Below are 13,316 nucleotides of genomic sequence, written 5' to 3'. Positions count from 1 at the left end.
GTTCAAAAAAACGAGCATGCTCCTGTTACTTCTGGTTTTATGTGTGTGGACATATTGGAGAACGGATAGCGATGATCAGAATCCATATCTGATTACCGACTACAGCCGTCTTCATCCGGTTAAGGTTGAACGTGTGGTGGAAGGTCATGAAGAGCAGCAGCTCGTTGAACTGCTTCAGGATGCCCGAGAGCGGAACCTGACAATATCCATTGCCGGGCAGCGGCATAGTCAGGGGGGACACACCTATTATAAAGACGGCATTGTCATAGACATGACCTCGTATAACAAAGTGCTGGAAGTCAATACCGATGCCAAAAAGGTGCGTGTGCAGGCTGGGGCGACCTGGGCTGACGTACAGCGAGCCATTAACCCATATGGATTGGCGGTCAAAAATATGCAGTCCCAAAATATTTTCACCGTAGGCGGATCTATCAGTGTAAATGCACATGGTCGAGAGCTTCATCAGGGTTCATTGATTGAAAGTGTCGATTCCTTTCATCTCTTGACGGCAGATGGTCAGATTCGGCAAGTGAGTCGCACCGAGAATGCCGAGCTTTTCCCGCTTGTACTCGGGGGTTACGGACTGTTTGGCGTGATTCTGGACGTTACGTTGACGTTAACGGATGATGAAGTCTATCGTCTCACGACGGAACAGGTGCAGGTTGAGGACTATCCGTCTTATTTTCAAAAGAGCGTTCTTGGAGATCCGATGATGCATATGCATCTGGCCCGAATTTCAGTTCAGCCTGGTGAAGGCTACTTTCGTGAGATGTACGCACTGAATTATGTCATTGATCCAACGGCTTCACTGGATGAATATAATCATCTGGATGAACGTGAAAGGGGCGTGCTCACAAGCAAACTCTTGTTCAACCTGAACCGTGAATTCGAATGGGTGCGGGCCTGGTTTTGGCCGCTGCAACAGCGGTACTTCGAGTCGCAGGATGGTAAAAGACTGAGCCGCAACAATGCCATGGCTTCTGCGTCTGCTTTCATGGAGTATCATCAGCCGGGCGAAAATGATCTGTTGCAGGAATATTTTATTCCCGTGGATACGTTCCCGGCATTTGTTCAGGAAATGGGAGATATTGTTTCCCAGGAGCAGTTGGACCTGCTTAATATTACAGTTAGGTATGTGAAACATGATGAAGAAGCTGTGCTTTCATATGCAACGCAGGATATGTTTGGTCTCGTTTGTCTATTTCACGCTTCATTGTCCGATGCAGAACAAGGAAAGTTCAAGGACAGTATGCAGCAACTGATAGATGCCGTTCTTCGGTATAAAGGAACATATTATCTGGCCTATGCAGGTTATGCGACTTCAGAGCAATTCGAACAAGCCTACCCGCGGAAGAATGAGTTTTTTGCAGACAAAGAAAAGTTTGACCCCGATCATCTCTTTATGAATTATTTTATGGAGCAGTATGGAGGAAATCATCCATGAATATCAAGTGGCTTGTTCGATCTCAAAGTATTGTTACGCTCGCATCAGGCATGATTTATCCGTATTATCTTTTGTTTCTCAAAAATCTGGGTAACAGCTTCTCCAAATATGGGCTTGCCTTTGCTGTATTTACAATCAGCTCGGCTGCTGCTTCGCAATGGCTCGCTCCCCGGATGGATCGACACGCCAAGCAGTGGCTCATTGTAAGTTCGGTGGGAATGGCCGCAGCCATGATTGCATTTCCGTGGGTCATTTCCTACATGTGGGTGCTGCTACTGCAAATGTTGATGGGGATATGCAATGCGATGCAGCGAATGAGTGAACGGGTGTTGCTCGCCGATTATACGGTGGCTGGACAACGGGGCTCAGCTGTAGGTAACTATCATTTCTGGACATCCGCCGCGTCAGGATTTGCCGTTATTGTTGGCGGTGTGCTGGTTGATTGGTTGACGATCGATGTATTATTTTATCTGAGTGCCATACTGTATATATGGGGAGCACTGGCAGTATGGCGATTACGAAGCATTTCTGATGAAGCGATAGATGGCTAAGGATATTGACTAAAGGATAGAAATGGTCTGATTAATCTCCAGCGAGACGTTTATATTATAGATAACCTGGTGTGATTAAGCATTTTGCTTACATTCCACAAAGCGAGTATTTCCAAGGAGGTTTTTCAGATGAGTGAACAAAATCATGTTATCCATAAAGATGGCCAAGTTACGACTGACAAGGTAGACAATGCAATTGATAAAATTGCACCAGATGAACGGGAACAGATTTTACAGAACTTTGATGCGTTTAAAGGATATCTGGGCAAACGAATTGCAATGGGAGAATCGATTGGACTGGGCGAGGAGCAGATGGCCAAAATCGCTGAGAAGGTAGCCGACTACTTGGCAGCTCGGGAAGAACCGCGTAACCGTGAAGAGAAGTTGCTGCAGGAATTGTGGAATGTCGGGAAAGAGGAAGAGCGTCATATGCTGGCTCATATGCTTGTGCGTCTGGCACAAGGTACAACCCCGAATCATTAACATCGAGCTAAAACTAAAAGCTAGCCAATAGAGACTCTGGATGCCAAAGCATGCAGGGTTTCTTTTTTTTGATGACATCTATTGTAACTATTTTTCATCTGGCTGATACTTTTACAGTGTGTACACCCAGTATGATAGGGAGAGTAGAAAGAAAGATTAAATATTCATATGAGCGTTTGAAGAGAAAGCCTTCCGGTTAAGGAATAGTAACGTTCATAATAAGGAGAGATGCTGCCTATGAAGAACGCGGCGAAACAATGGAAATTACGATTGCTGGGTGCGGCTGTTGCACTGCTTGGCATGATTGTGCTTGCTACATATTTGCTTACACCAGCGAACGCTGAGGAGAGCTCAGACTCTGTACAGGCTTCTGCCAAAGCGCAGGCTGCAAACTCTGAGATGTTTACAGCGTATGTGGAAGACATACAGCATGAGGATGGTAAATTGTACTTGATTGTAGACAAGATCGGCTGGTACCAGGGGACAGAGGCTGATAAAGTTTTTGAACAACGGAATCCGGACTCCGGTATAGATGGTGCTCCTGATGGATATTATATTGTCAATGACAGCAAAGAGCAGGAAAAAGTGGAAGTCAGTGCTAACGCTGAAGTGTTGATGCAGTTGTATGATCGCGATGGTACGGTGCAGGGCACCAACATTCAATGGAATGAACCAGTAGCGCTCAGCAAGTTCGAATCCTTGTATGAGAATACCAAAGTTCTTGATCTGTCCGTATTCCCGTATCATCTCACTGTGCAAGACGGAAAAGTGATCAAAATTGTACAGCAGTACATTCCATAAAAGCAATTCAAATTATAATTGTTAAGCATTCCTCCGGTTCCATACCGGGAGGGATGCTTTTTGGTTATGACAAATTCATGAAGGAGATTGTAATTCATGGTATGTACAGGTATCATTATAGGAATGGTGTTTTTACATAGTTCAGGAGGCTTCTCATGCTTAAAGACATGATTGCATTAACGAAACCCGGACTACTGCGGTTGAATGTGTTTGCGGTAGCGGTAGGGTTCTGGGTCGCTTCAAAATGGGATATCTCGTGGATATCTCTGCTCATGGTGCTGATTGGATCAACCTTGGTCATCGCTTCGGCTTGTGTAATTAACAACTACTGGGACCGTGAATTGGATCAGAAGATGGAGCGCACCAAAAAACGGATTGATTACATCAACCACCTCAGTCCCAAGTTTGTATTGGGGTATGGAATTGTTCTCGGTGTGGTCGGTTTTGTGCTTCTGTACTTCCTGGTTAATCCGTTGTCTGGTTGGATGGCACTGGTCGGATGGTTTGCTTATATCGTGATCTACACGATGTGGCTCAAACGGAGCTCTACCTGGAGCACTTCACTGGGTGGAATTGCGGGGGCAATGCCGCCTGTAATCGGTTATTGTGCGGTAACCAATCAGATTGATGTAGGTGCCTGGTTACTGTTTGCGCTGTTATTTCTGTGGCAGCCGCCTCACTTCTGGTCACTCGGGATTCGCAGAGTGGAGGAATATCGTGCAGCCGGTTTCCCGTTGTTGCCGGTAATCAAAGGTGTGAAGCGTACGAAGTTGCAGATGATTCCTTACGTGTTTCTGTTGCTTCCTGCTGTATTTCTGTTGTATTACTACAACTACGTTGGTCTGGTGTTTCTACTTGTCTCCGCTATTGGTGGTCTGATCTGGTTTGTACATACACTAAGCGGATTGAAAACTCAGGATGATGAGAAATGGGCAAAGGTTAACTTTCTGATCTCCGTCAATTATCTCATGGTTGTATTTATCGTAATGGTGGTTAACACAACCTGGTCCTGAGCGAATCATCACTGTTGTACATTACTTGAATATGAAGATGCCAAGGTAGTTGGCACCTTACGAAGAAGCGCGCTGTAGAATGGGCTTGGACAACCTCTGGTTGTTCCAGCCTGTTTTGTGGGGTGTTTTTTTGCTATAATTATTTCCATACTATGGAAAATGGGGTTTTGGAAGGATGGGAAGTGCAGTATATGAATGATTTGGAGCAGGCTATTCTCTTAAGGCAAGAGGGGAAAATGCAGGAGGCGATCGAGCTATTGCAGGAACAGGCATTACAAGAACCGGATAATGCTCAGGTTTGGTACCAACTGGCTTGGGCTCATGATTCACTTGGATTGGAGCGGGAAGCGGTACCGCATTATGAGAAGGCCTTAAGTCTAGCGCTATCTGGTGAGGACAGGGCAGGTGCCATACTTGGACTTGGCAGCACATATCGGACTCTGGGGCAGTATGCGCAGGCAAAGGTCTGGTTCGAAAAGGGGTTAAGTGAATTCCCGGAGAACCGGGAATTTGAAGTTTTTCTTGCTATGGTGCTCTACAATCTGGGGGAGCATGCAGAGGCAATGAAGCGGCTACTGGTACAACTGGTAGATACATCAAGGGATAAGGGAATAACCGACTACAGCAGAGCAATCCGTTTCTACGCAGATCAGCTGGACCGGGTGTGGGAGTAAACTGAGTAACGGTTGACCGATTAGAACGATGGAGTCAGCCATTCCCGTACCGCTTCAATGAAACGGCGCGAGGCGGGGGACAGGTTGGTGAGAGATGGGCAGGCTATGCCTATCGTACGATAGGGATCTCCATTGAGTGGAACCAGCGCCAGCTCGTTGGTATGGTGTTGAAGAACCATTTCAGGCAAAAGACTGATGCCAAGGCCGTTTCGAACCATCGCCATAATGGCCTGATCCTCGGCGACTTCATAGACCACATTCAGCTTGGCTGCATACTGCCGGATCAATCGTTCGATTTCGTTATCACCGCCCCATTTGGGCAGAATAAAGGGCTGTTCCAGCAATACATCAAATGAGAGAGACCTCTCCGAAGCGAGTGGATGCTCTAGAGACAGGATGCACATCATCCTGTCTTTTTGTAATGGAATCGTCTCAAAAGGCGAAGAATCACCAAGGGACAGAAAGCCTAGATCGATGGCGCCTCCAGCCAGCCAGCCTTCAATTTCTGCGTAGTCCCCTTCCCACAGCTTAATTTCAATTCCAGGATGACGCAGGCGAAATTGCTTCAGGATACCAGGCAGCCACTGTGTGGATACACTGGCGAATGTGCCAATACGAACGGTTCCAATCTCGGCGCCGCGAATTAATGAAATCTCCTGGTTCATCAGTTCCGTCCAACGCAGAATTTCACGAGTATAGCCCAGAATCCGTTCCCCTTCGGCAGTAAGTCGTACACCGGAGCGGCCTCGATTTAGCAGCGAAAAACCACACTCGTTCTCCAGGCTGGCGATCGCATGACTGACCGCAGATTGGGTAATATTCAGTGCTTCTGCTGCTTTCGTAAGGCTGCCGTATTCCACTACGGCATTCAAAATTTCATATTTGACCAATGACATGAAAGATTCCGTTCCTCTCTTCATTTCATACATGAGTTTATTTCATATTAACTATTATAAATATTCATTTTTATAATGCAAAGAGATCGTTTATACTTGCCAAGGCGAGTTAGTTCGACAGAGCCTCGGATCGATTACAATACATAGAATGAAGGTAGAAGCAAGATGAACGGAGTACGTGCACCACAAGGTCAGGCAACAAGAAGAGCGGATTTGCAGATGCTGCTCGCAACGGTAATATGGGGATCATCCTATCTGTTTATGAAATCAGGACTGGAGTCCATGCAGGAGCTGAATTTGGTCGCTTTTCGGTTTGGCATTGCCTTTATCGCGGCAGCTGTCCTTTTCCATCGGCGACTGTTCAGAATAGATCGAAGAACGCTTGTGGCAGGGGTTATCATGGGAACAGCGTTATTTGCTGCCTTTGTATTTATCACTTATGGAGTTCAGCGCACAACGGCTTCGCAGGCGGGATTTCTGATCAGTTTGGCAGTGATCTTCGTGCCTATCCTGACGACAATCCAGCATCGAAGATTGCCAGATTTGCGGTTAACGTTAAGTATTCTCGTGGCGGTAGCCGGGCTTGCATTGTTGACACTTCAGCATGAGCTCAGTCTCCATATGGGAGATATCCTTTGCATTCTCGCAGCATTAATGTACGCGGTCTACATTATGATCGCTGGCAAGTATACGCCGAAGCACGATCCGCTAATCCTGGGAACGGTTCAATTAGGCGTGGCAGCCTTGTGGGGAGTGGCTGCGACATTTATGCTGGAGACACCGCGACTGCCTGATACGCCGCAATCTTGGGTTGCCATTCTGGGACTGGGGGTACTGTGCAGCGGGATTGGTTACATTTTGCAGACACTTGCCCAGCGGCATGCTTCACCAACGAGAACGAGTCTGATCTTTTCGCTCGAACCGTTGTTTGCCGCAGCATTTGCGTTTACCTTTCAAGGGGAGTCCCTTACGATGCAAGGATATGCGGGTGCGGCACTGATGCTCATTGGTGTTCTGATTACGGAGATCAGAGTCCCTTATCCGTTATTCTGGCGCAGAAAGCGGACAGCATTACAGACCGAACTGGGAGATCAGGGAGCACCGGGCATATAGTTTTGAACTAAAGTAAGAGTTCCTCCATCATCTTCATCGTGAAGGTGGTGGAGGAACTTTTTTTGTTATTTCACCCAGGAGATTTTCAAAATCTCTAGTAAATTAACCTAACAAAATTAAATTTTTCATAACTTGTTTTGTTGAATCCCTTTTTTTATGCTACACTAAATGAAAAATAAAGGAAAAACGGGTGAGAAGGATGGGCAAAAGAGTAACGATGCAGCAAATCGCTGATGCTGCGGGCGTATCCAAATTCGCAGTCTCTCGTGCGTTGACTGGCAAACCCGGTGTCAGTGAACATACCCGGGAGATGATTGTCAGAACGGCAGGACAGCTCGGATATTTCAAAGCTGAACCGAAGCGTTATCTGATGGAAAACCCTGCTAAACAGGAGGTTAAGCTGGATAGACAAGGGACTATTCTGATCTTATTCCCCAACATTCGTTCGCAGAACCGTTCCTCCCTGTACTGGGGTCCCATATTTGACGGAATATCTGCACGCCTGAATGAGAAGGGCATGGATATCTTAACCTTGACGGAACCTTCCTCGGATCGCATGTTTTCGGTGCTTAATCCCGAAGCCATCAGCGGTATTATTACTGTCGGTTCGATTTCCACATCCGTGCTGCTCGAGATCTATCGACTACATATTCCACTTGTGATGGTTGACCATGAGGACCCGGCAATACATGGAGATACGGTATTTACAGATAACATGAAATGCATGAAGGAACTGGTGCTGATGCTTGTTGGAAAGGGCTACAGGCGGCTACAGTTTGCTGGCGAATTGCCTGATGCAGCCAGTTTCAGAGAGCGATGGCTTGGCTATCGTTCGGTACTGGAAGAGATGCAGCTGCAGGTCTCGCAAGAAGCAGATTTGCTGGGACCCGATCTGGAACACATTCGGGAATCGATTGTTGCCATGAAGATGGAGGACATACCCGAAGTGATGGTATGTGCCAACGACCACATGGCCGCTGTTGTGATTGGTGCACTCCAAAGCAGGGGCATCAAGGTGCCGGAGCGCTGTGCAGTAACCGGGTTCGATAATACCCGTACAGAAGAGCCTATTCTTGCTACGGTTCATATCGACAAGGAGAATCTAGGCAGACGTGCGGTGGACCAGTTATTGTGGCGCATGGAACATCCGGACGGGCCTTTTGAAAGAAAGCTGATCTATTCAAAATTAATCATACGTGATGAGTACAATGCTATTTTGCCCGGAAGTTAACGACGCGAATTTAGAATGATACGAATAACACACGTCAGGATGATATAAACTTGGGGTGAAAAGACATGGAGAGATTGGGCTTCATGTCTTTTTTGTTTGTGGGAAATGGTTTTTTAGAAATAATTCACAAAACAGATTGACTGGATTAAGCATATCGTGTTAATTTTGTTTTGTAAGTTATTCGTTTTAATAATAACAAAACCTAACAAAATGTTTTTGAAACGACTTCAATGATAACGGAGGCTGTCATGAGCAAAATACAATCGCAAACTTTTCAGAATTGGACATTCAAGGCCTGTGAGGATCAAGAATGGATGCCGGCTCACGTACCCGGCTGTGTGCATACGGATTTGCTGAAAATGGGTAAAATACCGGACCCTTTCTATGGAACTAATGAAAAAGAAATTCAATGGATCGACAAGAAAGACTGGGAATATCGCACCGAATTTGAAGTTAATGAAGCATTGCTGTCACAACAACATCTGGAGCTGGTCTTTGATGGTCTGGATACGTATGCAGATGTGTACGTGAATGAACAACATGTATTGTCGGCGGATAATATGTTCCGGGTGTGGACAGCTGACGTGAAATCGGTTGTAAAGGCAAGTGGCAACATACTCCGAATACGTTTTCGTTCCCCAATAAATGAAGACCTGCCGAAGCTGGAGAAGCTTAGATATGCACTGCCTGCCTCGAATGACCAATCTGATGTGGGGGGACTAGGCGACAAAAGAGTGAGTATTTTTGCACGGAAAGCCCCGTATCACTATGGTTGGGACTGGGGTCCACGTTTTGTAACCAGCGGAATCTGGCGTGAAGTACGCCTTGAAGGCTGGACGGACGTACGAGTTAATGATGTATTCATTCAGCAAAATGAAGTAACCGCTGCTTCCGCTTCGCTCACTGCGATCGTGGAAGTAGAGACTTCGCAATCCATAGAAGCGATTATTCGAGTAGGAACGGATGAACAGAGCTGGGAGCAGGCTGTAACCCTGAAACCGGGCGTCCAGACTGTGGAAGTTCCAATCTCGATTGTTGAGCCGAAGCTGTGGTGGAGTCGCGGATTGGGTGACCCGCATATGTATTCTTTCCATACGGAAGTGATCCAGGGTGAACAGGCTGTGGCTGAGTCCACAGTCAAAACGGGTATTCGGTCCATTCGTCTGGTTCGTGACAAAGATGAAGCGGGAGCATCCTTTTATTTTGAGTTAAATGGAGTTGCTGTCTTTGCTAAAGGGGCAAATCACATTCCCAATGACAGCTTCATAACAGAAGTGACACGTGAGCGTTATCTGCATGAGATTGTGTCTGCTGCCGAGTCGAACATGAATATGCTCCGTGTATGGGGTGGTGGTTTCTATGAAGAAGACGTGTTCTACGAGTTGTGTGACGAATATGGTTTGCTCGTATGGCAGGACTTTATGTTTGCTTGCAGCATGTATCCTGGAGACGAGGCTTTCCTGAACAGTGTGAAGCATGAGGCGATTGATAATGTGAAACGTCTGCGTAATCATCCAAGCATCGTGCTGTGGTGTGGTAATAACGAGATTGATTCAGCGTGGGCGCATTACATTGAGGATGGCGGCTGGGGTTGGAAAAAAGATTACAACGCAGAGCAAAGAGAACGCATTTGGGCGGATTACGAAGCTATTTTCCATGATCTTTTGCCGCAAGTGGTGGAAATCTATGCTCCTGGTGTGGATTATTGGCCTTCTTCACCACTGGTATCACTGTCGGGAGACGAGAAACAGCATGCTCACCCCTCCACGTCAGAAGGGGATATCCACTATTGGGGTGTGTGGCATAATGTAGAGCCATTTGAGAACTACAACGTTCATGTTGGACGCTTCATGAGTGAGTATGGCTTCCAGTCCTTCCCTGAGTATGATTCGGTTCGCAAGTATGCGGAGGAAGAGGATCTGGCACTGGAGTCCGAAGTCATGCTGGCGCATCAGAAGAACGGGGCAGGTAATCGTCTGATCAAGCAATACATGGACATGTACATGCATGAACCGAAGGATTTCCCATCTTTCCTCTATATGAGCCAAGTGCTTCAGGCTGAAGCGATGAAAACAGCGATTGAGGCGCACCGTCGCCGCAAACCGTTCTGTATGGGAACGCTCTACTGGCAGATGAACGATTGCTGGCCGGTGGCTTCATGGGCGGGGATGGATTACTTTGGACGCTGGAAAGCCTTGCAATATTACGCGAAACGCAGCTTCAGCGATATCTTGGTATCGGTAGATGGTACGAAGGATGACGTGACGGATATTTATCTAATCTCGGATCAGCTTGAACCTGTGAAAGGCAAACTCCAGGTACGCCTGATTGGCTTTGATGGCTCGGTATATCGTGAGGAAGAGCATGAAGTCGCTCTAGCATCCAACTCTGGTCAACAGGTGCTGTCATTGAGCCAGGCGGAATGGCTGGAAGGTCGCGATGCTGCAACAACATTGCTGCGTATTGATTTGAAGCAGGATGGGGCAGCCGACATCACACAGGAGCATTATTTTGCACCATCAAAGGACATTGCACTGCAACCAGCGCAAATTAAAGTAACCGAAGTTACCGAGAACGATGGCGTGCATCTGGTCTTGGAAAGTGATGTGCTTGCCAAACAAGTGTGGATTTCTACAGAGGCAGAAGGCGTGTTCTCGGACAATTTCTTCGACCTCATTCCTGGCATTCCGGTGAAGGTTAAGTTCACATCCAGAGGGGAATTACAAGGATCTGATGGCGCTATCTCCAAGGCGGGGGCCATCCAGGTTCGTTCCATGGCTGACTTTATCAAAATGTAATTATACATTAAACATCATAATCGTTGAGATCTTCCGTAGGGGGATTTCAACGATTTTTTATTTTGAGCGCCAAAATGGAAATGGGCTTCAAAGATATGACCAACATTGTTATAATTGATAATCATTATCAATTATAGGTGGGTTCTTTGTCGCAATGGTCGGCATTGGACGTGTTCTATCGCTTAGGAAAGGAAGTCTATATGGGAATTCAGGATGATATCAAGCTGTGGGATCAGGTTCAGGTACGCGTGCTTGATGTCCGTCTTATATCATTAACAACAAACGAAAGTTATCGAAATTATATATTACCAACCAGTGCGTTTGTGTATGTAAGTGGCAAGGGGCAAATTTGGTTGGATGAAGAGGTGTGGTCTACAGGCAGATTTCTATTGGTGCACGGAGGCAAAGGAAGGCGTCTGACTATTGAAGCAACCGGAGTTATAGAGGTATATCTGATTTTTTACAAATCAACACTGCCCTCCAACGTTCTTCTGGACTATCGGATGATGCTGTTACAGAGCAATCCCTTTGAGCGTTCCTGGGGAATAGAGCCGGACAACGCGCTTCAGCTGCATGACCTTGTTCGAAATATACATAATTGTTGGACCGGACAGGATCAACTGGGCCAAATCGAGGTGAAAGGATACTTCTTTCAACTGATACAGCTTATATTGAACCAGCAGATTCGAGTGGGAAATGAAGATCAGCAACTCTCATTAACGGATCAGGTTTTGCGTTATATCACAACTCATTTTCGTGAATCAATCTCGCTTGATTCGCTCGCTCAGTCGTTGAATTATAGCCCGCAATATTTGTCACGAAAATTCAAAGAACAGACCGGCGTTACACCGACCGAGTATTTGATTCGGTTGAGGATTGGAGAGGCCAGGTCCCTGCTCTCTGCTACGGAAGCTTCATTACAAGAGATTGCAACGTATGTGGGTTATCCGGACCCCTTTTATTTTAATCGCATGTTCAAGAAAGAGATGGGCATCACCCCAGGGCAGTATCGATTAAAGCAACGGGAGAACAAGGATAGAGTTTCAAAAAGTACAGTAAATGCAACAAATGAATCCATTGTAACAGGAGGAACAGAACGTTATCCTTTAATTGATGATGATTATCATTATCAATATAATGGAGATGAGGAAATCAACATGTTTAACCAGTTAAGATCAGCCATCATGTCACTAGTGCTTGTGTTTACATTAAGTGCTTGCGGGACAACCGGACAAGAGGCAGGAACACCAGACACTGCGGCTGAACCCGAACAACCGGCAATTGTGGATACGAAAACCGTAAATACCACCTTTGGAGAGGTAGAGGTTCCTGTGCATCCGGAGCGAGTCGCTGCAATTGACTATTTGGGAACGGTCCTTGCTCTTGGTGTCAAACCCATTGCTGGAGGACAATTTCTCATGAATAGCCCTTATCTGGAAGGGCATATGGATGGACTTGAAACGATAGGTGACTCCATTGAACAGTTAATGGAACTGGAACCGGATCTTATTATTACCTTGAATCCGGACAAAACTGCTTTTGAAAAATACAGCAAGATTGCCCCAACAGTCTCTATCGCATCCATTACTTTCCCTACGCTGAAGGAAGAGGTTGATTATTTTGGCGAGGTTCTTGGCAAACAAGCTGAGGCGAAGCAATGGCTGGCGGAATTCGATCAAGAAATTGCTAAAATAAAGCAGGAAGTGCATGACGTCGTTCCCGCTAATACTACATTCTCCGTGATGCAGGAATACGATCGCCAAGTATTTATTTTTGGTAATCAATCGGGCCGAGGCGGGCGTAACATCTATGAGTTGCTTGGTTTGCAAGCACCCGCAGTTGTACCTGCCGAGTTAATGCAAGGTGCATATCATGAATTTTCAATTGAGCTGCTCTCCAAATATGCTGGGGATTATATCATTCTGACCAGTGAATCACAGCTTAAAGATTTACAAGCAGACCCTGTATGGGGGTCATTGCCTGCGGTCAAAAACGGAAGAGTGTACATATGGACGGAGGAGCAGTCCTGGTTCCGTGATCCGATTGCTCTACTGAAACAGACACAGGATTTGGCTGAATGGATTATTAAAATGAATAAGCAAACACAATGAGGATAGGCTGTTTCTGCCAATTCTTTAAGGCCCGGATGCACTTTATGTGCATACCCGGGCCTTTTCATCGTTCATTTTGTTTTAAGCTTCATAGATGTTACTTTTTATTGAATCTCTAAGATTTCGATATCATAAGGCCCCAGTTCCAATCGAGGTCCTTGCATAGTTCCATCCAATGCACTGGTGTATGAAGCTTGCAAA

General features: G+C 46.2%; 11 protein-coding genes. 10 read left to right on the top strand and 1 reads right to left on the bottom strand.

Annotated features, from left to right (window positions below):
* The first annotated feature begins 43 nt into the window (after positions 1-43).
* From AMS66_RS06240 to AMS66_RS06215, 6 genes are all read left to right on the top strand, one after another.
* Positions 44-1,444 (top strand): FAD-binding oxidoreductase, encoded by a 1,401-nt coding sequence (locus AMS66_RS06240; RefSeq protein ID WP_236703235.1) that lies wholly within the window; start codon positions 44-46, stop codon positions 1,442-1,444.
* A complete protein-coding gene (locus tag AMS66_RS06235) occupies positions 1,441-1,995 on the top strand; it encodes an MFS transporter (RefSeq protein WP_053779963.1) in 555 nt (184 codons plus the stop codon). Before AMS66_RS06240 ends, AMS66_RS06235 begins: the two co-directional genes overlap by 4 nt.
* A gap of 129 nt (positions 1,996-2,124) precedes the next feature.
* Positions 2,125-2,478, top strand: a complete 354-nt coding sequence (locus AMS66_RS06230; RefSeq protein WP_053779962.1) for a DUF3243 domain-containing protein — start codon at positions 2,125-2,127, stop codon at positions 2,476-2,478.
* Between the two features lie 237 nt (positions 2,479-2,715).
* Positions 2,716-3,279: a hypothetical protein gene (locus AMS66_RS06225; protein ID WP_053779961.1), complete on the top strand. Its 564-nt coding sequence runs from the start codon at positions 2,716-2,718 to the stop codon at positions 3,277-3,279.
* Positions 3,280-3,434: 155 nt separating this feature from the next.
* On the top strand, positions 3,435-4,292 hold the full coding sequence (cyoE, locus tag AMS66_RS06220; RefSeq protein WP_053779960.1) for a heme o synthase: 858 nt from the start codon (positions 3,435-3,437) through the stop codon (positions 4,290-4,292).
* Between the two features lie 191 nt (positions 4,293-4,483).
* Positions 4,484-4,966, top strand: a complete 483-nt coding sequence (locus AMS66_RS06215) for a tetratricopeptide repeat protein (protein WP_053779959.1) — start codon at positions 4,484-4,486, stop codon at positions 4,964-4,966.
* Positions 4,967-4,986: 20 nt separating this feature from the next.
* Here AMS66_RS06215 and AMS66_RS06210 read toward each other — a convergent pair whose 3' ends face one another.
* On the bottom strand, positions 4,987-5,862 hold the full coding sequence (locus AMS66_RS06210; RefSeq protein WP_053780033.1) for a LysR family transcriptional regulator: 876 nt from the start codon (positions 5,860-5,862) through the stop codon (positions 4,987-4,989).
* 165 nt (positions 5,863-6,027) lie between these two features.
* Between AMS66_RS06210 and AMS66_RS06205 the strand changes: the two genes are divergently transcribed.
* The 4 genes from AMS66_RS06205 to AMS66_RS06190 all read left to right on the top strand — a co-directional run bounded on the left by AMS66_RS06205 (position 6,028) and on the right by AMS66_RS06190 (position 13,115).
* On the top strand, positions 6,028-6,975 hold the full coding sequence (locus AMS66_RS06205) for a DMT family transporter (RefSeq protein WP_053779958.1): 948 nt from the start codon (positions 6,028-6,030) through the stop codon (positions 6,973-6,975).
* 199 nt (positions 6,976-7,174) lie between these two features.
* Positions 7,175-8,206, top strand: a complete 1,032-nt coding sequence (locus AMS66_RS06200) for a LacI family DNA-binding transcriptional regulator (RefSeq protein ID WP_053779957.1) — start codon at positions 7,175-7,177, stop codon at positions 8,204-8,206.
* A 248-nt stretch (positions 8,207-8,454) separates the two neighbouring features.
* Positions 8,455-11,004: a beta-mannosidase gene (locus AMS66_RS06195; protein ID WP_053779956.1), complete on the top strand. Its 2,550-nt coding sequence runs from the start codon at positions 8,455-8,457 to the stop codon at positions 11,002-11,004.
* A gap of 146 nt (positions 11,005-11,150) precedes the next feature.
* Positions 11,151-13,115: an AraC family transcriptional regulator gene (locus AMS66_RS06190; RefSeq protein WP_144424425.1), complete on the top strand. Its 1,965-nt coding sequence runs from the start codon at positions 11,151-11,153 to the stop codon at positions 13,113-13,115.
* Positions 13,116-13,316 lie beyond the last annotated feature (201 nt).

Origin of the sequence: Paenibacillus xylanivorans (assembly GCF_001280595.1) — a bacterium.
In the GTDB taxonomy this organism is placed as follows: Bacteria; Bacillota; Bacilli; order Paenibacillales; family Paenibacillaceae; genus Paenibacillus; species Paenibacillus xylanivorans.
Note: the sequence above shows the minus strand (reverse complement) of the source record. Positions and strands in the feature narration are given on the sequence as shown.

Excerpts from the sequence above, each read along its gene's own strand:
- AMS66_RS06230 (WP_053779962.1), top strand. The coding sequence starts at position 2,125 with ATGAGTGAACAAAATCATGTTATCCATAAAGATGGCCAAGTTACGACT.
- AMS66_RS06225 (WP_053779961.1), top strand. The coding sequence starts at position 2,716 with ATGAAGAACGCGGCGAAACAATGGAAATTACGATTGCTGGGTGCGGCT.
- AMS66_RS06215 (WP_053779959.1), top strand. The coding sequence starts at position 4,484 with ATGAATGATTTGGAGCAGGCTATTCTCTTAAGGCAAGAGGGGAAAATG.
- AMS66_RS06210 (WP_053780033.1), bottom strand. The coding sequence starts at position 5,862 with ATGTCATTGGTCAAATATGAAATTTTGAATGCCGTAGTGGAATACGGC.
- cyoE (WP_053779960.1), top strand. The coding sequence starts at position 3,435 with ATGCTTAAAGACATGATTGCATTAACGAAACCCGGACTACTGCGGTTG.
- AMS66_RS06195 (WP_053779956.1), top strand. The coding sequence starts at position 8,455 with ATGAGCAAAATACAATCGCAAACTTTTCAGAATTGGACATTCAAGGCC.
- AMS66_RS06205 (WP_053779958.1), top strand. The coding sequence starts at position 6,028 with ATGAACGGAGTACGTGCACCACAAGGTCAGGCAACAAGAAGAGCGGAT.
- AMS66_RS06235 (WP_053779963.1), top strand. The coding sequence starts at position 1,441 with ATGAATATCAAGTGGCTTGTTCGATCTCAAAGTATTGTTACGCTCGCA.
- AMS66_RS06200 (WP_053779957.1), top strand. The coding sequence starts at position 7,175 with ATGGGCAAAAGAGTAACGATGCAGCAAATCGCTGATGCTGCGGGCGTA.